Source organism: Nocardia sp. CNY236 (assembly GCF_000482385.1).
Classification (GTDB): Bacteria; Actinomycetota; Actinomycetes; order Mycobacteriales; family Mycobacteriaceae; genus Nocardia.
Map to the genome: position 1 here is coordinate 1 of NZ_AXVD01000042.1, position 19,092 is coordinate 19,092.

The 19,092-nt window shown below is 65.5% G+C and carries 23 protein-coding genes and 2 pseudogenes; 16 read left to right on the forward strand and 9 right to left on the reverse strand.

Translation table 11 applies throughout. From position 1 onward, the window contains the following. The 5 genes and pseudogenes from K940_RS0119210 to K940_RS29275 all read left to right on the forward strand — a co-directional run. Window positions 1-533: IS630 family transposase (locus K940_RS0119210; protein ID WP_028478852.1), on the forward strand; the 533-nt coding region annotated here is incomplete at its 5' end. A gap of 69 nt (window positions 534-602) precedes the next feature. Then, on the forward strand, window positions 603-824 hold the full coding sequence (locus tag K940_RS33120) for a hypothetical protein (protein WP_196812279.1): 222 nt from the start codon (window positions 603-605) through the stop codon (window positions 822-824). Next, window positions 814-1,398, forward strand: coding sequence for a transposase (locus K940_RS33125; protein ID WP_196812280.1), 585 nt, complete (start codon window positions 814-816; stop codon window positions 1,396-1,398). Before K940_RS33120 ends, K940_RS33125 begins: the two co-directional genes overlap by 11 nt. Then, window positions 1,316-2,140 (forward strand): hypothetical protein, encoded by an 825-nt coding sequence (locus K940_RS33130; protein WP_369797528.1) that lies wholly within the window; start codon window positions 1,316-1,318, stop codon window positions 2,138-2,140. The genes K940_RS33125 and K940_RS33130 overlap by 83 nt, the downstream gene beginning before the upstream one ends. Window positions 2,141-2,167: 27 nt before the next feature. Continuing rightward, window positions 2,168-2,707 (forward strand): annotated as a pseudogene (locus K940_RS29275) (DDE-type integrase/transposase/recombinase); the annotation flags it as partial. 13 nt (window positions 2,708-2,720) lie between these two features. Here K940_RS29275 and K940_RS0119230 read toward each other — a convergent pair. Continuing rightward, the gene (locus K940_RS0119230; RefSeq protein WP_036529318.1) at window positions 2,721-3,494 is read right to left on the reverse strand and encodes an SDR family NAD(P)-dependent oxidoreductase; all 774 of its coding nucleotides are present in this window, start codon (window positions 3,492-3,494) and stop codon (window positions 2,721-2,723) included. A gap of 338 nt (window positions 3,495-3,832) precedes the next feature. Continuing rightward, window positions 3,833-4,450, reverse strand: a complete 618-nt coding sequence (locus K940_RS0119235) for a class I SAM-dependent methyltransferase (RefSeq protein WP_028478854.1) — start codon at window positions 4,448-4,450, stop codon at window positions 3,833-3,835. Between the two features lie 83 nt (window positions 4,451-4,533). Here K940_RS0119235 and K940_RS0119240 point away from each other — a divergent pair, with 83 nt between their 5' ends. Both K940_RS0119240 and dnaN read left to right on the forward strand, forming a co-directional pair. Next, window positions 4,534-4,905 carry a hypothetical protein gene (locus K940_RS0119240; RefSeq protein WP_028478855.1) on the forward strand — a complete coding sequence of 124 codons (372 nt, stop codon included), beginning with the start codon at window positions 4,534-4,536 and terminating at the stop codon, window positions 4,903-4,905. After that, complete coding sequence (gene dnaN / locus K940_RS29280) at window positions 4,905-6,086, forward strand: DNA polymerase III subunit beta (RefSeq protein WP_051407371.1); 1,182 nt, start codon at window positions 4,905-4,907, stop codon at window positions 6,084-6,086. Before K940_RS0119240 ends, dnaN begins: the two co-directional genes overlap by 1 nt. On the opposite strand, the gene K940_RS32485 is transcribed toward dnaN, so the two are convergent. The 3 genes and pseudogenes from K940_RS32485 to K940_RS0119260 all read right to left on the reverse strand — a co-directional run bounded on the left by K940_RS32485 (window position 6,013) and on the right by K940_RS0119260 (window position 7,399). Further along, window positions 6,013-6,420 (reverse strand): hypothetical protein, encoded by a 408-nt coding sequence (locus tag K940_RS32485; protein WP_051407372.1) that lies wholly within the window; start codon window positions 6,418-6,420, stop codon window positions 6,013-6,015. The two genes, dnaN and K940_RS32485, sit on opposite strands and share 74 nt — an antisense overlap. Next, window positions 6,333-6,783, reverse strand: a pseudogene (gene soxR / locus K940_RS34035) (redox-sensitive transcriptional activator SoxR). Before soxR ends, K940_RS32485 begins: the two are co-directional and overlap by 88 nt. Next, window positions 6,776-7,399 carry a TetR/AcrR family transcriptional regulator gene (locus K940_RS0119260; RefSeq protein ID WP_028478857.1) on the reverse strand — a complete coding sequence of 208 codons (624 nt, stop codon included), beginning with the start codon at window positions 7,397-7,399 and terminating at the stop codon, window positions 6,776-6,778. Before K940_RS0119260 ends, soxR begins: the two are co-directional and overlap by 8 nt. Window positions 7,400-7,540: 141 nt before the next feature. Here K940_RS0119260 and K940_RS29290 point away from each other — a divergent pair, with 141 nt between their 5' ends. Continuing rightward, window positions 7,541-9,085, forward strand: a complete 1,545-nt coding sequence (locus K940_RS29290; protein ID WP_081706489.1) for an MDR family MFS transporter — start codon at window positions 7,541-7,543, stop codon at window positions 9,083-9,085. Between the two features lie 122 nt (window positions 9,086-9,207). Here the strand turns inward: K940_RS29290 and K940_RS0119270 are convergent, their stop codons facing one another. Together K940_RS0119270 and K940_RS31805 are read right to left on the reverse strand one after the other, a co-directional pair. Further along, on the reverse strand, window positions 9,208-9,444 hold the full coding sequence (locus tag K940_RS0119270) for a hypothetical protein (RefSeq protein WP_028478858.1): 237 nt from the start codon (window positions 9,442-9,444) through the stop codon (window positions 9,208-9,210). 124 nt (window positions 9,445-9,568) lie between these two features. After that, window positions 9,569-10,648 carry a nitroreductase/quinone reductase family protein gene (locus K940_RS31805; RefSeq protein ID WP_028478859.1) on the reverse strand — a complete coding sequence of 360 codons (1,080 nt, stop codon included), beginning with the start codon at window positions 10,646-10,648 and terminating at the stop codon, window positions 9,569-9,571. A 673-nt stretch (window positions 10,649-11,321) separates the two neighbouring features. On the opposite strand from K940_RS31805, the gene K940_RS29295 reads away from it, so the two are divergent. The 4 genes from K940_RS29295 to K940_RS0119305 all read left to right on the forward strand — a co-directional run bounded on the left by K940_RS29295 (window position 11,322) and on the right by K940_RS0119305 (window position 14,301). Next, window positions 11,322-11,966, forward strand: a complete 645-nt coding sequence (locus K940_RS29295; protein ID WP_231390435.1) for a site-specific integrase — start codon at window positions 11,322-11,324, stop codon at window positions 11,964-11,966. Between the two features lie 779 nt (window positions 11,967-12,745). Beyond that, complete coding sequence (locus K940_RS0119290) at window positions 12,746-13,456, forward strand: GIY-YIG nuclease family protein (RefSeq protein WP_028478861.1); 711 nt, start codon at window positions 12,746-12,748, stop codon at window positions 13,454-13,456. A gap of 177 nt (window positions 13,457-13,633) precedes the next feature. Further along, window positions 13,634-13,936 (forward strand): hypothetical protein, encoded by a 303-nt coding sequence (locus tag K940_RS0119300; RefSeq protein WP_028478862.1) that lies wholly within the window; start codon window positions 13,634-13,636, stop codon window positions 13,934-13,936. Between the two features lie 5 nt (window positions 13,937-13,941). After that, window positions 13,942-14,301 (forward strand): hypothetical protein, encoded by a 360-nt coding sequence (locus K940_RS0119305; protein ID WP_155980978.1) that lies wholly within the window; start codon window positions 13,942-13,944, stop codon window positions 14,299-14,301. 205 nt (window positions 14,302-14,506) lie between these two features. Here K940_RS0119305 and K940_RS0119310 read toward each other — a convergent pair whose 3' ends face one another. Continuing rightward, window positions 14,507-15,001, reverse strand: a complete 495-nt coding sequence (locus K940_RS0119310) for an HAD domain-containing protein (RefSeq protein WP_028478864.1) — start codon at window positions 14,999-15,001, stop codon at window positions 14,507-14,509. A gap of 79 nt (window positions 15,002-15,080) precedes the next feature. Then, on the reverse strand, window positions 15,081-15,659 hold the full coding sequence (locus K940_RS0119315) for a recombinase family protein (RefSeq protein WP_028478865.1): 579 nt from the start codon (window positions 15,657-15,659) through the stop codon (window positions 15,081-15,083). Between the two features lie 780 nt (window positions 15,660-16,439). On the opposite strand from K940_RS0119315, the gene K940_RS0119320 reads away from it, so the two are divergent. From K940_RS0119320 to K940_RS0119335, 4 genes are read left to right on the forward strand one after another with little or no spacing between them, the layout of a single operon-like run. Next, complete coding sequence (locus tag K940_RS0119320; protein WP_028478866.1) at window positions 16,440-16,763, forward strand: WXG100 family type VII secretion target; 324 nt, start codon at window positions 16,440-16,442, stop codon at window positions 16,761-16,763. 43 nt (window positions 16,764-16,806) lie between these two features. Beyond that, on the forward strand, window positions 16,807-17,112 hold the full coding sequence (locus K940_RS0119325; protein WP_028478867.1) for a WXG100 family type VII secretion target: 306 nt from the start codon (window positions 16,807-16,809) through the stop codon (window positions 17,110-17,112). Next, the gene (locus tag K940_RS0119330; protein ID WP_028478868.1) at window positions 17,109-18,629 is read left to right on the forward strand and encodes a hypothetical protein; all 1,521 of its coding nucleotides are present in this window, start codon (window positions 17,109-17,111) and stop codon (window positions 18,627-18,629) included. Before K940_RS0119325 ends, K940_RS0119330 begins: the two co-directional genes overlap by 4 nt. A 15-nt stretch (window positions 18,630-18,644) precedes the next feature. Beyond that, a complete protein-coding gene (locus K940_RS0119335) occupies window positions 18,645-18,905 on the forward strand; it encodes a hypothetical protein (RefSeq protein ID WP_028478869.1) in 261 nt (86 codons plus the stop codon). Window positions 18,906-19,092 lie beyond the last annotated feature (187 nt).

Here is a 19,092-nt window from a genome sequence, read left to right on the forward strand (position 1 = left end):
TGGACCGGTCGGCGCCGGTGTTACCGATGATGCCGGGCATGTCCGAGCGGCGCACCCACGACTACGTCCGCCACGGCACCACCACCTTGTTCGCCGCGTTGAACACCGCCACCGGCGAGGTGATCGGCCAGATCCACCGCCGCCACCGCGCCACCGAGTTCAAGAAGTTCCTGACCAGGCTCGACAAGCACGTGCCTGCCGAGCTCGACGTGCACCTGATCTGTGACAACTACGGCACGCACACGGCGCCGATCATCGTGAAATGGCTTGCGGCACATCCACGCTTCCACATGCATTTCACCCCGACCTACTCCCCCTGGCTCAACGAGGTGGAACGCTGGTTCGGACTGCTGACCGACCAGCAACTCCGCCGCGGCGTCCACAGAAGTGTTGCCGCGCTGGAGAAATCGATCCGTGACTGGGTCGCTGCCTGGAACGAGGACCCGAAACCGTTCGTGTGGACCAAGACCGCTGACGAGATCCTCGAACGCCTCACCTCATATTTGAAACGAATTCCAGGCGCGGGACACTAGCTTGAGTTTTAACCTCTGGGCTGCTGTTTTGTGACCCCGCGTGCTCATGGGTGAAGCCCTTGGTTGATCATGTCCTCTTGTGAGAGAAAGACTTTCAACAACCAAGGGCTTCAGTTGAACAGTGTGCACGACACCGGCTGCGCTGGCACGGTCGGGGATCTTTCGGGCTTCCGGCGCGAGTTGTATCGGTGCCTTACTCGGCGGGCGGACGCTGCGTTCGATCTGGTGGACGCGGTGTTGTGCGCGGACGGGCCGGTGCGGTCGCTGCCGGAAATTGTCGTTGATCAGTGAGCATCGCCGAGGGCACGGCAGTGTCTATGCGGCCCTGGATCGCGGCCGGGTCGATATCGCCCGGCTGCGTCGTGCGCTGGTGTCGGTGCCGCTGCCGCGAGCCGCGGACGGTCGCCTGGTGCTGGCGGTGGATATCACCGCCTGGTTGCGGCCCGAGGCCCATACCTGCCCGCAGCGGATCTTGTGTCACACCTACGGGCGGGCGAAGAACACCGCACAGATGATCCCGGGATGGCCGTATTCGGTGGTCGCCGCCCTGGAATCGGGGCGCAGTTCCTGGACCGCACCTCTGGACGCGGTGCGGCTGACCCCGGGAGATGATGCCGCGACCATCACCGCCGGCCAGTTGCGTACCGTCATCGGCAACCTGATCGAGGCCGGGCACTGGCAGCCCGGTGACCGGGATATCTGGATCGTCGCCGACGCCGGATACGACGCACCCCGGGCTGGTGTTCCTGCTGGCCGATCTGCCCGTGGCCATACTCGGACGGATGCGGTCGGACCGGGTCCTGCGCCGCCGCGCACCCGCATGGCAGCCCGGAACCACCGGCCGTCCACCACGTCACGGCGGTGAGTTCGTTTTCGGTGATCAGACGAGCTGGGGTGAACCCGACACTGCTGTCACGACCGACACTCGCCTCTACGGCCCGGCCATGGAATCGTCTGCATCCCAGGCTCATCCACCGTGGGTCGTGGGTGGCCCGGGCCGGGAAGCTGCCGGTGATCGAAGGCACCGTGATCCGGCTCGATGCCAACCGCCGCCCCAGCGGCGCTATACCGAAACCGGTGTGGTTGTGGCATTCGGAGGTCGACCTGGACCACACCGAGGTCGCGGTGTTGTGGCAGGCGTTCCTGCGGCGTTTCGATATCGAGCACACCTTCCGGATGCTCCAACAGACCCTCGGCTGGGCCTGCCCGAAACTGCGGAACCCGGAAGCCGCCGATCGGTGGACCTGGCTGCTTCTGGCCGCTTACACCCAACGACGCCTGGCCCGCAACCTCACCATCGATCTACGGCGCCCCTGGGAGAAACCTGTTGCTCCGCAACGGCTTACACCCGCTCGTGTTCGTCGAGGGTTTCGGCACCTCCGCCGGAAAGCGGCATGTCCGGCCAGAGCACCGAAACCCTCCCGCCCCGGTCCAGGTCGCCCGGCCGGTCACCACAACCAGCGGCCGGCACCCCGCTACGACGTGCACATCAAGACCACCAGCGACAAGAAACCATCCCTGACGGCTGGGCCGCGACCCCGCAGAAACTCCACAAAACAGCAGCTCAGAGGTTAAAACTCAAGCTAGGCGGTGTCCCCGAAGGCTGAACTGAGCAATCGCAGCCGACTTCCTCGCGGACCGTCGGCCGCCACCTCGCCCAGCGCGGGCTGAACCGGCGTCGATTCCTGGACCCGGGCGGCGAACCGAACCGGGCGCCATGCCGGATCATCGCGCGCCGACCGGGGCATATGGTGCATGTCGACATCAAGAAAGTCGGCCGGATCCCCGACGGTGGCGGCCGGCGTGTCCACGGCCGAGGTTCTGTCCAGGACCTGGCCGCACGGGCCGCGGCCACACGCCGCCGACCCGGGTATGCGTTCCTGCACACCGCGGTCGACGGCTACTCGCGCCTGGCCTACACCGAAGCCCTCGATGATGACAAAGCGGTCACCGTGATCGGGTTCATGTTCCGGGTCAGAGCGTTCTTCGCCGCGCACGGCACTACCCGATCGAGCGGATCGTCACCGACAACGACGCCTGCTACAAGGCGAAAGACTTCGGCGCTCTGGAACATCCACTACAACTATCATCGACCCCATTCGGCCGCCGGAGACCGGCCACCAGCCAGCCGCCTCCACACCGGCGTCACCAACGTCACGGCCTCATACAACTAGGTTCCCTCCATGCCTATTCGAGCACGGCGCCGCAGGTCATATTGATCTCCGTGCCGGTGATCGAGCGGGCCAGGTCCGACGCGGCGAATGCCGCGACATTACCCACATCTGCCAACGTGGCAGAGCGCCTGAGCAGGGTGGCGCCGTCGATCATCGAGGTTATCTCCAGGCGCTCGTCCTCGGGCAGGGAGTCGGGCAGCGACTCCGGGATTCCACCGGTGCGCAGGGTCACCAGGCGGATGCCGCTCTCGCCCAATTCCTGTGCCCACTGCCGGCGCAGCGCCTCCACCGCATCCAGGGCGATCTTGAAGCCACCCAAGCCGGACATACCGTTGCCTGTGCCGCCGAAGGTGAGCACCGTGCCGGACCCGTTGCGTATCATGTGTGGCGCCGCAGCCCGGGTAGTAAGGAACTGGGTACGGGTGGCGGTGAGGATCGGTCGGAGGAACTCGTCCGTCGATATCTCGAGGAGCGGCTTGTGGACGTCCTGATAGCCGATCACGTTGACGGAAATGTCCAGCGCGCCGTCGTTGTCGGCGACGCTGTCCACGAAGTCCAGGACCGACTGCTCGTCCAGGGCGTCGACGTGGGCTGTGGCGACCTCTCCGCCGTCGGCGCGGATGCTGTCGGCCACAGCGTCGAGTGTCGCTCTCGTCCGGCCGGCGAGATGGACCCGCGCGCCATGACCGGCGAAACCGCGGGCGATGGCCTGCCCAATCGGTCCGCCCGCACCGTACACGACCGCTACTTTGTCTCGGAGTATCCGGTCGGCCAGAGGCCAGTTCATAATGTTTCCCTTAGTTCGTAGGTGTCTGGGGTTGGCGCCCTGTATGCCCAGGGCGGTGCGGACGCCAGTTCAGTCACGACACACCCTTCCCGGCTTCTGCGATTCGACGCAGTCATTGAGAGTCCTTTCCGATGAGTACGAACCTCTGCTGTACGGACGGCTCAACGCCGCAATATTCATCGTCCGCTCTGGTGTGCCGTGACCTGCGTCTGGTGCTGGGGCGAGCAGACCGGGCCACCGCCCCGCGGGTGCGGTTGGAGCTGGACGCCCTAGCTGTTTCCGTCGGGGGCTTCGAAGAAGACGAATCGGACGTTGTCTTCGAGGCCCATCAACGACACTTACCGATTGTCGGCCGAGCCCACGACCGCCGCGATTGCGGCGCATGGCCGGTGGGCGCCAACGCTGGGCCGCTGCTGGCGATCGACCTCCGAGAAGCCAGCTCGGGCCAATCGCTCGGCGAATTCGTCAACGGGCCATCGATAGGCCGTCACGACCTTGTGGTCGAAGGCGGCCACCTCGTCGCCGTCGAAGAAGCCGACCACCAGCGCGCCAGCTGGAGTCATCACTCGGTGGAACTCGGCGAGTACACCGTCCAGCTCTTGGGGCGGCACGTGGATCAGCGAGAACCAAGCCAAAATACCGGCGACGGAATGATTCTCGACGCCCAGGCTATTCATCGACCCGAGGTGGTACATCCCGTGCGGATCGGCAGCTTTCGCATGGGCAATGAACTCGGGAACCACGTCGATCCCCCTCGCATCGACACCCATCGACCGAAGGTGGCCGGTGATATGGCCGGGTCCGCAGCCCACGTCGAGCACGGCGCCAGGCCGAATCGACAGATGTTGTCCGATGAAGGCGAGGTCGTCGGCATGTACCTGCCGACTCGTGCCGAACAGCTCGATGTAAAGGTCTGCCACGGAGGCGTACGCGTGTCGAACCTGCTTCACATCCACCGCGTGACTATACGAGCCTTTACGATCCGACGTTGGATGGCTCGGGCGTCAAAAATATTTTGACGATGCGATAGGATGGGAGCATGCCCGATCCCGAGCCGCCGGAGGCCGCTCTGGTCACCGAGTGGTTGCTTGCCACATCACCCGCACAGAACGATGCACACCACAGCAACCCAGCGGCAGCTGTGCGCGCAGTGCTGGACCGGCTGGCCGCCGATGACGAGGTCGAGTTGCCGCATCACGTCATCTATGCCTCGGTCGTGTTGCTGATGGTCGCGCGGACCGAGCTGGATCGTCTGGAACTGGAGTTGATGCGGGCTGCCAACGAACACGGCAACAGTTGGAGCTGGATCGCCGAAGCGTTCGGTCACCGATCCAAGCAGGCCGCTCACGCGAGGGCCAGCGCCCTACACCGCCGCTTCGAATATCGGCCCCTGAACGAGGAAGAATCCTGATGAAACTATGCCTCGACCGCGACTGTCTCGTGGATGCGGTATCGGTTGTTGCCCCAGCAGTTCCTCGACGTCCCCCGAGTCCGGTCCTGGCAGGCATTCGACTGCGTGCGGAGCCGGATATGGTATCGGTCGCGGGGTTCGACTACGAAATCTCCTCGCATACCCGGATTGTCGGCGCCGAGGTGAACGAGTCGGGACAAGTGCTGGTCTCGGGACGGTTGCTCACCGAAGTCGCCAAGGCTCTACCCGCGCGACCGGTCGAAATGTCCCACAATGGAGACGGGCTCGAAATCGTCTGTGGCCAATCGCGGTTCGCGTTGCCGCTCATGGCAATCGATGAGTATCCAGAACTTCCGTCCACACCTCCGACCGCGGGTGCTGTCGACCAGACAGGTTTTTGCGACGCCGTTGCCCAGGTTGCCGTTGCCGCCGGACGCGACGACACGCTGCCGATGCTGACCGGGATCAACCTCGAATTCCATCCCGGTTTCCTGCGGTTGGTCAGCACCGACCGGTTCCGCATCGCAATCCGTGAACTCGAATGGCAGCCAGCCGATCCGATCAACAACGAACCAGGCGCCAGCATGCTGGTTCCAGCCCGCGCCCTCGCGGAGACCAGCAAAGCCTTGGCGGGGCCGAGGATCGAGATTGCCGCCGGCCCGAGTCGAACCATCCTGGGACTCACGACCGGCGCTCAGCACCACACGTTGCGGACACTCGACATGCCCTACGCTCCATACCACAGCTATCTCGAGGACAATCGAACCTCGACCGCCCGGCTCGACAGCGCTGCGTTGGTCGAAGCGATCAAGCGCGTATCGCTGCTGTCTTCGCGAGGCACACAAGTTCGGCTGACCTTCACCGCAGCCACAACGCGCCTGTCCGCTGGCAGTGACACCGAAGGCAAGGCGGAGGAGACTATCGCCTGCGAATTCGACGGTGAGCCGCTTACCGTAGCCTTCAACCCCCGTTACCTGCTCGAAGGACTGGCCGCGATACATGCCGAATCCGTTGAGATCGCGTTGAACGGTCCAACCAGAGCCGCCAGACTCCGCACGGCCCATCACAGACCCGACGAACAACTGCGTGACGGACTGAGTTACGTGCTCATGCCGGTCCGTCTTCCCGGTGATGGGTCGTATGCGGGATCGCTGCGGGAAACAGCCGCTCGACCGCAGTGACGATGGCTGCCCGACGGTCGGCCAGGAACTGATCACGCGCGCCGCTTTCGATGGAGGGCAGGCCAGGTTGGTCGGCCCAGGCCATCGACAACTGGTTGACGAACACGAGAATGTCCAGCGGGTCCCACGAGGAATCGAGCAGTCCGTCCTGCTGCGCCCGCCGAAGCACCTCCGCCTTGCGGCTGGCGGTGTCCCGAGCGGCATCATCGGAGCCAGTGCCAGCGAATTCGAGGTGCCCCCAACGCATCAACCGTAGGTTGACAGGGTTGGCGACGAAATAGTCGTGGACTCGTCCGGCATGGCCGGGCAGGTCGACGCGATCCGCTGTGCACACGACTTAGGCGCGACCTTCTTCGATACCGCCGACCCGCAGCCGACGCAGTCCGCGAAGTCGTCGTGCAGCTGGCGCAGTCGGGCGTCGAGGTCCAACTGCGAGCACTCGGTCATCCGCGTCCAGTCCTGATCAGTGCCAGCACCTCCGCGACCTTCGCCAGCGGCACGCCGACGTTGGGCGATGCGGATCAGGGCCACCCGACGCAGCGTGTCGCGGGGGTAGAACCGCTGGTTGCCGGTGGTGCGCCGGGCTGCTGATCAGGCCCTGGCGCTCGTAGAAGTGCAGGGCCGAGACGGTCACCCCGCTGCGGGCGGCGAGCTGTCCGACGGTGAGTTCGGAATGGTCCGGGCGGTGGTCAGTCATCGTGGTCCCCCCTGCCGTCGGGCGAGGTGTCGGGGCCGGGCGGCGGGCCGCCGCCTGGCCCCTGGGCGAGTAGTCCGGTGGCGACCTCCAGCACCGCCCGCTGCTTCTCCTCCGGGCCGCCGGGCAGGTCCTGCGTCGCGACGGGACCGAAGTAGACGGTGAGCAGCGCCGTGAGGCCGCGGACGTTCTCGATGAGGGGAGCGTCCGGTTCGACGACGAGCTGAGCCAGGGCGGAGACCCGGTCCTGGAGCCGCTGGCCGACGGTCGTCTCCCGGAGCGTGGCGTGGTTCTCCTGGGCCAGGCTCAGGATCGGCGCGGCGTGCACGAGTGCCCGGCTGTAGCGCCGCAGCAGCTCCTGTTTCGCCTCGTTGGTGCGGGGTTGCCGCCGGCCCCACTCGATCAGGTCGTCCAGTTGCCGGTAGAGGTCGTCGAACAGGCTGGCGAGGATGTCCTCCTTGGCCTGGAAGTAGTAGTAGAGCGCCGCCTTGGTGATGCCGAGCTGGTCGGTGATGCCGCGCAGCGAGGTCTTGTCGTAGCCCCGCTCTCTGAATGCCTGCAGCGCGACGGCCTGGATGCGTTCGCGGGTGTCCTTGCGGCGCGGGGTCGGCTTGTTCATTCGCACCCTTCTCGTAGAGTACTGATTTTCGTCCGTTTCGGCCCATGGTGCCGGCTTCCTTGACGCCCAGTCACCCCCGTTCTACCGTGACTACACTACTAATTAGCCGGGCGGCAAGTAAATAAGCGGGAGTGGGTAGACATGTCACAGCAGGTTCCCATCACTACGGCGCCACCGCCGACGGCGACGACGCCGACGGGAGCCGGCATCACCGCCGCGATCGTCGCGCTGATCCTGGCGATGATGCTGGCCACGCTGGACAACATGATCATCGGTACGGCGATCCCGACGATCGTCGGGGAGCTGGGCGGGCTCGACGACCTGTCCTGGGTCATCACCTCGTACACGCTGGCGACCGCGGCCTCCACCCCGATCTGGGGCAAGCTCGGCGACATGTACGGCCGCAAGGGCGTCTTCCTGGCCTCAATCGTGATCTTTCTGGTCGGCTCCGCGCTCTCCGGGCTGGCTCAGGACCTCGGCCAGCTCATCGGGTTCCGGGCCCTGCAGGGGCTCGGCGGCGGCGGGCTGATGGTAAGTGCCTTCGCGATCATGGGCGAGCTGATCCCGCCACGGGACCGCGCGAAGTACCAGGGGGTGATGTCGGCGGCGATGGGGGCGACTATGATCGGTGGGCCGTTGGTCGGCGGCCTGATCACCGACCACTTCGGCTGGCGGTGGTGTTTCCTGATCAACCTGCCGATCGGGCTCGTCGGGCTGACCCTCGTGGCCACCGGCATGCGGCTGCCGGCGCGCCGTGCGCAGGGCCGGGTCGACTACCTCGGCGCGACCCTGCTGGCATTCGTCATCTCCGTCGTGGTGCTGGTCAGCGCGTGGGGCGGCACCCGGTACGACTGGGGTTCGGCCGTGATCGTCGGTCTCGGCTTGGCGGCCGTCCTGGCGACGGCCGGCTTCCTGCTAGTCGAGCGGCAGGCCCGCGAGCCGGTGCTGCCGTTGGGCATCTTCCAAGTCGTCAACTTCTCGCTGGCCACGGTCATCGGGCTGCTGGTCGGTTTCGTGCTGTTCAGCACCATGACCTTTCTGACGTTATACCAGCAGGCCGTGCAGGGCGCGTCCGCCACGAACTCCGGCCTGCTCCTGCTGCCGGTCCTGCTGTCGATGGTCGTCGTCAACGTGATCGTCGGGCAGTGGATCACCAAGGGCCTCAGGCTCAGGACGGTGCTGCGCGTCGGCAGCGCGCTGATGACCGTAAGCCTGTTCCTGATGGCGACCATGGGCACGGGCACCTCACGTCTGGTCGCCGCGCTGTACATGGTGGTGCTCGGTGCCGGGATGGGCTGCCTCATCCAGGGCACGCTGCTCCTGTCGCTGGACAGCGTGGGGATGCGGAACCTCGGTGTCGCATCATCGACGGCCACGCTGTCCCGTACCGTCGGTGGCACGCTCGGCGTGGCCGCCTCGGGCGCGCTCTTCGCCCACCAGGTCCAGCAGTCGCTGGCCGCGCGGGGGCCGGAGGTGGCCTCGGCCGTGAGCGGCGATGCCGTCCAACTGACGGCCGCCGCTATGGCCCGCCTGCCCGAAGGGGTTCGCGTCGCCTACGAGCACGCTGTCGCGGACGGCGCACGGCTCGTGTTCGTGGCGGCGGCGCTGCTGAGCGTGGCGGCTCTGCTCGGCTCCTGGTTCGTTCGGCAGCGCGCCCTGGCGCCCGCGCCGACCGACGCCGCCTGACCGGCGGCACGCCGGCCCTCCGTCTGCGGTTGAACAGCAACAGATTCCAGGACCCACAGTGCGGGCCCACCTGTGACGTGCTGGTGCACCACGCGGGGGCGTGTCGAGCCTGACCGCGCTAACTAAACGCCGCCCTGCCGCAACTGCTCATGCCCAAGGGCGCCGTGCTGGTCGAGCCGGCGCGGCGAATCGCCCGACGAGGTGCCGCAATGGCCAACATCCGCGACCTCGGCGTCCGCGAGATCGGAATCATCGTCGGCGAGTGGGGGCCGCAGATCGCCGCGGTGCTCGGCGACGGCTCCCGCCTCGGTTGCGAGATCACCTATATCCGACAGGACCAGCCGCTGGGCCTCGCCCACTGCGTCTCGCGCTCCAGGCGGTCAAGGCCCGCTGCGACCCGCGCAACGTGCTCCGGCACGGCCTGTCCGTCGTGCCGCCCACGGCGGGAAGCTGAATGAGGGCGGGCCGACCTCCGGGCCGAGGTCAGCCCCGGTGAGGCTCCAGGACGACGACCGGGATGTCCCGGGTCGTCTCGGTGGCGTACTCGTCGTACTTGGGGAAGATCTTCGCCATCAGCTCCCACAGGCGCGGTCGTTCCTCGGCGGTGGCGATCCGGCCCGTCGCGACGAACTTGTCCGCGCGCACCTGGACGTGGACCTCCGGGTCCGCCATGAGGTTCAGGTACCAGTTCGGGTTATTCGGAGCGGCACCGTTGGAGGCGATCAGGACGACCCGGTCGCCGTCCCGGCCGTAGATCAGCGGCGTGCGGACCTGCTGGCCCGTGCGCCGCCCCCGCGTGGTCAGCAGCAGCGTCGGGAAGCCGTAGTAGTCGTGCCCGTCTACGCCGTCGGTGGCCAGGTAACGCCACACGTGGTTCTGCACGTCCGGCAGGGGACTGTTGCGCACCCCGTCGGCGTCCGGCTCGTCGGACGAGACCATCGACCCGGCCCGGCTCGCCACCGTCATCGCCGCGAGGAACGCCTCCTCCGGCTGCTCGCCGAGCATCGGCTGGGCACCCTCGATCCGGAAGATCGGCACACTGGTGACCCCGGCCTCCCGAACGAGACGCAGCGCGGCGCGAACCTCCTCGGTGCCGGAGTCGTCGGCGGTGACGCCGACCTCGGCGGCCAGGCGGGCCAGCGTCCCGGCGTCGCCGATGTTGAGCCCGTCGGTGAAGTGCGCGCGGAACAGCCGCTCCACCATCGCCTCCGCCCGGCCCTCCCGCGCGGCCTGGGCGACGAGCCGGTGCGCCCCGAACGTCCCGGTGGCGATTGCCCGGTCGTAGTGCAGCTCCAGCCAGTCCTTCGCCGCCTCGGTGACGAGGTAACCCAACTGCTGCACCGTCTTCTCGCCGAAGGTCTGGGTGAGCGCCTCGATCAGTGGCATTCCCTCGGTGGGCGCGCCAGGCGCCAGCTCGAAGGGGGCAAAGCGGATCTCCACCTCGCCCCCCTCGGACCGGAACCGCTCGGCCGCGCGGGCCAGCCGGGTGTATCCGATGTACGAGTGCACGCAGATGAGGTCCAACACCATGTCCACCTGGACCTTGGCATTCCCGATAGTCATGTGCTCAGTCTCCAACCTCAACAGCGGTAAAGGTCAATCCGCTCAGCCGAGCCGGGCCGCCCGCGGCAACGCCGGAATCAGCACCGCCCCGACCGCCTCGAGGGTGAGCCTGCGCACCACGCCCGACCGGTGAGGCGAGCGACTTCCGCTGGTTCGACGTCGACGCCCTACCGGCCGAGCGTGAGTTCGGCTACGGGCAGCACCTCCTGATGCCTGAACTGATCATGGCCGGCCGCTCCGCAGCGCTCCTTGTCCCACGCTCCTGACCACTTCCCGCTTCAGCGCCCAGGCCTCCGTCGCAGCCCTGCCCGCGAGGGCCTACATCCGTTCCCGGGTTCGGTGGACCCGGACCGACCCCTGCGCCCGCAGTACCGGGCAGCGCTCTGGGGATGCGTCGCGAGCGACCGCCGCGAGCCGCCGTATCGACCTTCCGCAGGTTCAGGCACTTTGGGAGGTGCCGGGGGCAGTGAACCACAAGAAGCAGCCGCCGCGGTGCCAATGTGGTGTCGATTGATTCCGGGTGCGGGCTGGCGAACGCCACGATCCAGCAGCGACTGGTTCCGGTGCGCCTGTATTTCGACTAGTTGGTCGAAGAGGGGTTCGGGAGTCGAATCCGGTTGGGCGGGGCCGCTATACGCCCAGCCGGAAGTGGGGAGGGCAGCAGCGTGGCCTGGTGCCGAGGCTGACTAAGCTGCCGTGGATCCCGACCGAGTCGCAGTGGATGGACATTCTCGCCGTCGCGGCAGCGGAGCCGCTGCGCAACCGGGTGATGCTCGCGTTGGCCTATGACGCGGCGTTGCGACGCGAGGAGTTGTGCTCGCGGCGCACCGATGACCTGGACCCGGGCCGGCGGATGCTGCGGATCCGGGCCGAGACTACGAAGAACCGGCTGGAGCGGATGGTGCCGTATTCAGCGACGACCGGGGCGCTGTTGCAAGGGTATCTGGCGCATCGGGCGACGATCAGCCTGGCTCGCGGCCGGTTGTTCCTGTCGGAATCGCGGCGCAACCACGGGCAGCCGGTGAGTTTATGGACGTGGTCGAAGGTGGTGCGGTGCATCGCGATTGCTGCGGGAGTTCCGCAGTTCTCGGCGCACACGACCCGGCATCTGTGCTTGACGGATCTGGCGCGAACGGGTTGGGAGTTGCACGCCATCGCCACGTTCGCCGGGCATCGCAGCACCGAGACCACGCTCACCTACATCCATCTGTCCGGCCGGGAACTGGCCGACAAACTCGCCCGCGGCATGGACCAGATCCGCCGCTGGCGGGTCGAGATGCTGGCTCGGCTCGGCGAGCAGGACAGTGCGACCCGGTGACCGTCACATCATCGGCGGCCGTCCATGGGCCGTCCAGCGATCACGCACGGACATGGCCGCTGGATATCAGCCAATACCGCCGCCGGGGCCGGCTTTCGACCGTCGAGTCCGAAGGACTGCACACGCTGGGCTTCGACGGGCTGCGGCGCGGCCGGGACCGCAATTCGACTGCATGGCAACAGATCCAGCGACTCACGGACCCGCTCGAGGATGCGCTGGCGGTGATGCATTGGAATCGTGGCAACCGACATCAGCAACGATTCGCGCGCGACGGTGCCGCGATCGTATTGCACCGCTGCGTTACGCTTGACCGGGCGTTTTGGGCATGGACTGCCCGCGAATGGGGTGAGGTGCTCAGCCCTGCACATCTTCGCGCGAACTATCCCGGGCAGGTCGGGGGAGATGGAAGTCCGCGGTGGCCACGAGGAGCGCGCGCACCTGACTGTGCTGAAACGAGCAGCGGTGAGCGCTTCTGCGCCGGCGTGGGCCGCGCTATCGCAGGCTGGTTGATCAACCTCCTCGTAGTTGGCAGGCCGCACCCTGCACGTACGGCGGCTACGAACTGGGGCTTCATCGAAGGACAGCCAGCATGGCTGTGCGAAGGGTTGACCCACCCATCCCAGATGTAGCCCTATCAATATCGGAACGAAACCGACCGTTCTACCTGCAGAAATGAGGCGGATTACGGGGTGAAGCCCTCGGTGGGCGTGGGACCATCCAGACAGCGGATCGGGGGATTCGTCGCCTGAAAGTTCACCAAAGCAAAGGAATTCACCGCAATGGGATACGTCTACGCCTTCCGTCTCGGCCTGCTGGCGAAGTTCAAGATCGGCCAGACCACGATGACACCCGAGAAACGACGATCAGCGCTGCAAACCTCGTGCCCGGAGCCGTTGTCGTTGTTCGATGCCATCGAAACCGACGAGTACAAGGCGCTCGAGAAGCGGGTCAAGGCCACGTGGGGCCACCGGCGCGGCGCCGAGGGCGGCACCGAGATCTATCGCCTCACTGAAACCGAAGCCACGCAGCTATTCTCCGAGTGCCGAACGTGGCTGTCCGAGGAACTGCCCAGGCAACGGCGGGCCGAGGAGCTGGAGGCCCTGGAACCGGAACCGACCGTATTGCCCAGCGACGCCACGACACTGCGGCTACGACGGCAGTGGATCGAGCTGAACGACGACAAGATACGAGCGGAGCAGGACTGTGATCGGATCGCCGCGGCGCTGGCGCGGGTAGAGACCGAACTCAAGCTCGCTATTGGTACCGCTACCGGCATCGAGGGAGTCGCTACCTGGGAGACCGGCGTCAAGAGCCGCCGCATCAACCCGAAACTGGTCGAGGACCGCGAGCCGGAGCTGTACAAGCAGTCGCTAGAGCCGAAACTGAACGCCGAGACGTTCAAGGGTCTGCTCAAGGCCCTGGGACGCGAGACCGACTACGAGAATTTCCAGGAGATCCGCCACACCAGGAAGTTCAACATCCTCGAATGAGCAGGGGGTCGGTTCCAGGCTGGTGCGTGCGGGTCTCGACCTGATCCTTGTCGGGCGTGGCGACCGCAACGATTTCGAAGGATGGGTTCGACCTCATCAGCGCCCTGGGAAAGCCGAGAATGCTTGTGTCCGAGCAGATGACGGGTTTCTGTCGGTGGGTGGGTGCACCATTGTTCGATGGGTGAGTATGACGCCATCAACGCACACAACGCGGCCAAGGCCCGCTCGGCGGGCTGGCCGGAGCTGACCGGCAGCCCGGGTCAGGTGGGCTGGGCGACAACCGTGCGTCAGAACAAAATCGACGAGTTCGACGCCGGAGAAACCGCCGAACTGGACCGCAGTCAAGCCCGGGCGGTGCTACTGCGTGAGACGCGGGCAGCGGCATGGATCGACAACCGCGCCCACCCGTGGGCCATGGTATGGCTGATCAACCTCACCGACGATGAGCGTGCCACCCTGCTTCCCGAGAACCCGAAATGAGCGGCATGAGTGAGGGGTATGCCGACCTCGAGGCCGCGCTCGGGCGCATGCGGGGGGTTCCGAAACACGATGATCTACTGGTGATCTGGGAACGCCTCGACCGTCTCGACGCCCAGTTGCCCACCATCCCCGATCAGGACCGCCGTCAACGGTTGTCACGGGTCAGCGATCATGTGCACCACCACCTGCGGGATGCGTGGCGTGAACTGGGCATCAGCTATGAGACCGCGTTGGAGTCCTACCGGAACTGGGTCGCCGACCGCCGCTACCCGACCGTCCTGTCTCCCCTGGACCGACCAGCGCCGAAGCTTCCGGACCTTCCCACGCTGCCCGACCACCCGGTGTGGGATGGGTTCGACCGGTAGGATGCCCGGACGTTGCGGTGTCTGACATGGCACCAAGGAATGTTCGACATGAACATGGGCGCCACCGACATGAGGCGGGCCATCGGGCCACTGCAGGCCGTCCGCGGATAGACTTAACCCCGGCGATTTGCCTGACCACGCGTGGCCGGTAGGGATCGGCTCCTTCGCCTTCTTCGTGCCATTGATGAGTCAATTCTTGTGGTTCTCAGGTTGTTCGCAGCCAATGATCGAGGGCTGTGAGGTCCTCGTCGCTGAGTCCTAGGAATGGCTCGACGTGCCGCAGGAGTGCGGGGCCGCGATGTTGGGCGGCGACCCAGATGTGGTCGGCGTCGGTGATCTCGTCGTCGACCCAGGCGAACGGGCGTCCGGCGGCGTAGTCCACCAGGGTCCGGCTCTTCCAGCACAGCCCGAACCATCGGTCCTCATGTTCGTGCTCAGCGGAGGTTTCCGGCCAGCGCACGACCGGCAGTCGTGGCAGTCCGAGCCGTGGCGCGATCTCGGTGTTGGCCTCGTCTTCCCATGTCGTGGCCCAGACCAGCTGGCATGGCAGTTCCGCGAGTCGGCAACCCACCTCACGACGGAGCCGCGAGAAGTGTGAGTCCCACCCGGTGTTGCGCGACTCGCGTTCGGGGGCGTCACCGAACGGGAGAAGCGGCCCGTCGACATCGAGGAATAGCAGTGGGTGTGGGTGAGCGGTCATGCTGCGGTGCCCTGTTCGCGTTCGATAAGGACGCCGCGTGACATGAGGCCGGCCATCGGGTCACTCCTTGCTTTTCCATCTATATCTGTTCTGTGTTCTGGGCGAGGTAGCGGTAGAGGGTGGCGCGTGAGACGCCGAATGCTTCGGCGACCTGCCCGACGGGCTGGTCCTCGCGTAGCGCTGCTCGGGCCGCGGCGAGCTGGGCGGGGCTGAGTTTGCGGGGCCGGCCGGGCTGTTTACCTTGGGCGGCAGCGACTTCCCGGGCGTGAGCGGCCCTCTCCCGCATGAACACACGTTCCATGTGTGCGAACAGGGCGAGCATCGCGACGCTGAGTTCGGCCATGCCGGAGGTGTCGGTGGTGTCGATCGGCAGCGGATCGCGCAGTGTCTTCACGCCGATGCCGCGTTCGCTCAGGTTGTGGATGACGTTGAGGCACTCTCGGAGATTACGGCCGAGTCGGTCGAGGTCGGTCGCCACGATCGTGTCGCCGTCGCGGGCGTAGGTCAGCATCTTCTTGAACTCGGGCCGGTCGATGGTGGCGCCGGTTTTCTTGTCGGCGTAGATCCGTTCGTCGGGGATCCCGTGTTCATCGAGGGCGACGAGTTGGCGTTCGAGGTCTTGGTGGGTGGTGGAGACCCGGGCGTAGCCGAGATCCATTGATGCGCCTTCCTATCCGCCGAAATATCTCATTATTATATACCGTCACGGGGTTTTGCGACTCATTTTCGAGATAAGAATATGAGACTCATCGACGTGGGGCTACCTTCCGCCGCTGGGGGTCTCGTCCGGGTGTCGCGGAACCTTGGTATCGAGACGATGATTCGCAGGGTGGTTGCTATTGTTCGAAGTCCTCTGCACTGCTGTCCTCGGGGTTCGGCTCCGTTTGCAGCGGACTTCGGACATCGGCGTGACGCGAACTCGGCTGCACCACGGGTGCTTTCCGCTCGAACCCGTGTGCACGGAGAGCTGCTGGTATGCCCGAGAATACGGGCGGATGCGAATCGGCTAGCCCCAACCCTGCTGATCATTTCTTGCCCGAGGCTCAGGCCGGGATTGCTGAGCTAAGAGAGCACGCAGACGCTCCGCACCAGTGGGGGCTGCCGTGTCCGTGCTGGCCACCTCCCGACCACGCCGCGCTGCTGCGCGTTGCTGGGTGGATCGACCCGGCCGCCGCTGCATGGATCACCGCCACCAGCCGGATTCCGGCCGCTGATCCAGCCGGACCAACGGCACCACTGACATCGAAGTGGGAATCGCCATCTGGACCCAGCGGACTCCCTAACTGAGCAGACCGACCGACCCGCACGTAATGTATGGACAACGGCAGACTGCCGCCAGCCGCGTTCCGGATACCGGGCTGGCTGGGCCAGCTATGGCGCTGGTGTGTCTACCGTATTGTGACCCGTTGAGGGGCTGTTGATGAAGAGGGGGGTTCTTGTGACCGACTCGGTGCCTACAGCGTTCGTCTTGGTGCCTGAGCACGTCTCCGACGCGGGACGCTATATCCAACAGACTGCGCAAGCACTGATCAGCGGCTTGCGATCCGCGACGATAGACGTCGACGGTCTGATGACAAACTGGCGCGGAGGGGCGGCCACAGCGTACGCCGGAGCTTGGGATGAGGCATACCGCGCTGGCCTGGAAGTCTTCGAGGCATTGGCCGACATGGCCGATCTGCTGGGGGTGGTAGTCGACCGGTCCGTGGCCACCGACTCCGCGACCGCCACCGGTTTCGGATCCCTGGATCTGCCGCCCACCTGACTAGCGATGACAAAGACAGCGGAACCCACGGGGGACAGGAAGCATGACCGAATTTCGCGTCAATCTAGCGCATCTGGATGAGGTGACCGCACGCCTACGAGGGTTGTCGAGTTTCGTCGAGGACTCGTTGCGTGAGGTCGAGGAGCGTATCGCCCCACTCGCGGGAAGCTGGAGCGGGAGCGCCGCCGACCGGCATGCCGCCGCACATGCCGAGTGGACCGCGGCAGCCGCTGACATCGCCGAGGCCCTGGCGAGGATGCGTGCCGCGGCAGCGGCCGCGCACGCATCCTACGAATCCGCTACCGCGGCCAATCTGGCTATGCTCGGCCGCACCAGGGGCGCGCGGTGACGGTGCTCGATGTAGCGGTGCCGGTCTACTACCAGACCGCCACCAAACTCGCCGACGCGGCCAGCGATTTCTGGGCTGCCGTGGACGGCGAGTGGAACAACCTGGCTCGAGCGGAATCTATGGCCGGGTCCTACAGCGACGCGAGAGAGTGGGCCGAAACCTACGACGACAGCGTCAAAAAGATCCTGAACGCGGTGAACAAAATCATGACCGCGACGCACTCCTACGCTGTCATCCTGCAACAGATCGGCCATAACCACGAGACTGCCGAGCACTCCGCAACGGTCAACGCCGGGCTGCCACCGGTGGCACCGACACCACCGATCATTCCTGTGCCGCGCTGCTGGGTTCCGATACCCTCCGCGGGTGGTCCCGGCAATGGTCTGATCGCGGAAGGGGTCGAACTCGCCGAGATGATCGGCATCACCGTTCCCGATGGTGATGCCGATGCACTACAGGCAGTAGCCGAGACATGGGAACGGATCGTGGACGCTGCAGCGGTGACGAAGTTCCCGTTCGTGCTTGCCGACGCCGCAGCCGCATTCGCGCACATCACCGCACCGGAAGTCGAGTACATCGACGAAGACCTCCGGGAGATGCAAGCTGCGGCCGAAGCGATCATTGCCGCAGCGTCGGATATGGCCGCCTCCTGCCGCGGTCATCGCACCGAACTGCTCGAGTTGCGCGAGCAGATCATGACCGAGCTCAAGAAAATCCGCGACGCCCTGTTGCAGGAATTGGCGCTCACTGCAGCGATCTCGGTCGCTACGAGCTTCATCACCTTCGGCGTCGGCGCTGCTGTCGGCACAGCTGCCGCTGCCACTATCTGTGCCCGCTACGCGCGGACGATCCGCACCATTATCGAGCGGTGGAAAGCGGCACGCCGCCTTGCGGACTCGGCGAAGTTCGACGCCGCAATCGAACGGAGCATCCGCAGGCTGGAGCGGATCGAGGACTTGACGCCGAACGGTCGCCTCGAGCCGAAGCAGGATCCGTCCTTTCCTCCGAAAAAGGACCCGATCGAGCTGCCCAAAATCGAGCATCCAGAAGGTGTGCCCAAACCGGATCTACCCCGCGCGGATATCGACACGATCGGCCGCTACACCGCAGATAGTGCCCCGATCAACAACGCCATCCGATCGGGCGAGCAGCTGACCCCGGCGCAGATAGCCGAGCGCAACGCGATGAACAGCGCATTGGATAGATGTCCTCCCTATGAAGGGATGGTGACCCGGCGCGTGGATCTGTCCCCGGAAGACCTGGAACGGTACGAGCCCGGCTCCAAGATTATCGAAAAACCGTTCACCTCTGCCTCCGCGACTCCCGACGCTGCGAAGGACCGTGCGGTGGAAATACAGATCTGGTCGACAGACGGCCGCTACGTCGGCCACCATTCCACTGCCCCGCAGGAGCTGGAAGTCACATTCAAGACCGATACCCCGTTCGAAGTTGTCAACAAATTTCCTGGTCCGAACGGGCGTATCATTATTCAAATGCGCGAATTGCCAAGGCCGTAGAAAGGATAACGAGCAATGCCGGAAGAAATTAGAGGGAAGATCTTCTATGCGCCGGGTGAATACTATCCTGGCAACAACGATATCTCTCCCGAGGAGCTGGAGAAGATCAAGGCGGGATTCGCGGCATGGAATGCCCACCGCGACGCCCTGCCGCCCGAGAAGCTGGTGCACTTGCGTGATCGGTTCGGCGACGAAGACAAGTTAGGAACCGACCAGGAAGCCGAATACTTGGCCGAGGTCGAAGAACGCAAACGACGCGGCGAATACTGGGGATAGCCACTTCGGCACTGCAAGGCCGAGAACCTGCGCCGCTACTTCAAACCATCACCACAGGCGATGCGTGATCTCACCGCGCTACTCGGTCCGGGAGCCGACCGCCGACGCTGAGCTGCGTTTCCATATCCGTTGTTTTTCGGCGATTGCTACCGTCCGCGTCAGCGATCCGGAGCGCTCGGGTCTATCT

What these genes read in the sequence shown, in the direction of transcription:
- K940_RS33120 (WP_196812279.1), top strand. Translation starts at nt 603, where the DNA reads ATGTCCTCTTGTGAGAGAAAGACTTTCAACAACCAAGGGCTTCAGTTG.
- K940_RS33130 (WP_369797528.1), top strand. Translation starts at nt 1,316, where the DNA reads ATGCGGTCGGACCGGGTCCTGCGCCGCCGCGCACCCGCATGGCAGCCC.
- K940_RS0119230 (WP_036529318.1), bottom strand. Translation starts at nt 3,494, where the DNA reads ATGAACTGGCCTCTGGCCGACCGGATACTCCGAGACAAAGTAGCGGTC.
- K940_RS0119240 (WP_028478855.1), top strand. Translation starts at nt 4,534, where the DNA reads ATGCCCGATCCCGAGCCGCCGGAGGCCGCTCTGGTCACCGAGTGGTTG.
- dnaN (WP_051407371.1), top strand. Translation starts at nt 4,905, where the DNA reads ATGAAACTATGCCTCGACCGCGACTGTCTCGTGGATGCGGTATCGGTT.
- K940_RS0119260 (WP_028478857.1), bottom strand. Translation starts at nt 7,399, where the DNA reads ATGAACAAGCCGACCCCGCGCCGCAAGGACACCCGCGAACGCATCCAG.
- K940_RS29290 (WP_081706489.1), top strand. Translation starts at nt 7,541, where the DNA reads ATGTCACAGCAGGTTCCCATCACTACGGCGCCACCGCCGACGGCGACG.
- K940_RS31805 (WP_028478859.1), bottom strand. Translation starts at nt 10,648, where the DNA reads ATGACTATCGGGAATGCCAAGGTCCAGGTGGACATGGTGTTGGACCTC.
- K940_RS0119290 (WP_028478861.1), top strand. Translation starts at nt 12,746, where the DNA reads ATGGGATACGTCTACGCCTTCCGTCTCGGCCTGCTGGCGAAGTTCAAG.
- K940_RS0119300 (WP_028478862.1), top strand. Translation starts at nt 13,634, where the DNA reads ATGGGTGAGTATGACGCCATCAACGCACACAACGCGGCCAAGGCCCGC.
- K940_RS0119305 (WP_155980978.1), top strand. Translation starts at nt 13,942, where the DNA reads ATGAGTGAGGGGTATGCCGACCTCGAGGCCGCGCTCGGGCGCATGCGG.
- K940_RS0119310 (WP_028478864.1), bottom strand. Translation starts at nt 15,001, where the DNA reads ATGACCGCTCACCCACACCCACTGCTATTCCTCGATGTCGACGGGCCG.
- K940_RS0119315 (WP_028478865.1), bottom strand. Translation starts at nt 15,659, where the DNA reads ATGGATCTCGGCTACGCCCGGGTCTCCACCACCCACCAAGACCTCGAA.
- K940_RS0119325 (WP_028478867.1), top strand. Translation starts at nt 16,807, where the DNA reads ATGACCGAATTTCGCGTCAATCTAGCGCATCTGGATGAGGTGACCGCA.
- K940_RS0119335 (WP_028478869.1), top strand. Translation starts at nt 18,645, where the DNA reads ATGCCGGAAGAAATTAGAGGGAAGATCTTCTATGCGCCGGGTGAATAC.